General features: G+C 42.6%; 1 protein-coding gene. It reads left to right on the top strand.

Annotated elements, in window-relative coordinates:
- A partial coding sequence (locus tag HED67_RS17745) for a radical SAM protein (RefSeq protein WP_221718785.1) occupies positions 1 to 469 on the top strand: 469 nt, incomplete at both ends.

Raw genomic sequence — 469 nt, 5'->3', positions numbered from 1 at the left:
GCAGTATCCTTTTATGGCGGAGAACCGCTGGTGCAGTTTGAACTGATGAAAAAGACAATAGATTACAGCCGACAGATTATAAAAGGAAAAGAACTGACCTTTTCTTTCTCTACCAACCTGACACTGGTAACACCGGAAATCGCAGCGTATGTGGCCGGAGTGGAAGGAATGAGTGTTCTGGCAAGTATAGATGGACCAGAAGGAATCCACGATGCGTACAGAGTGATGAGTGGAGGAAAAGGAAGTTTTGAGAAAGCAATACAGGGATTAAAATATTTGGTAGAAGCTTTTGGAGAGAGGGCAAAGGAAAGTATTGTAATCAATACAGTGGTCTGCCCGCCGTTCAGTGCAAAGAAACTGGATGCGATTAAGGAGTTTTTTGAAGGTCTGAGCTGGCTGCCAAAAGAAATGGTGAAAAAGTGTGATTATGTAGAATACGGAAGTGTAAGAGAAGAAGATATTTCCATGG

Source organism: Pseudocoprococcus catus, assembly GCF_019734885.1.
In the GTDB taxonomy this organism is placed as follows: Bacteria; Bacillota; Clostridia; order Lachnospirales; family Lachnospiraceae; genus Coprococcus_A; species Coprococcus_A catus.
The sequence above is the reverse complement of the archived record's forward strand: the minus strand, read 5'-3'. Positions and strand labels throughout refer to the sequence as shown.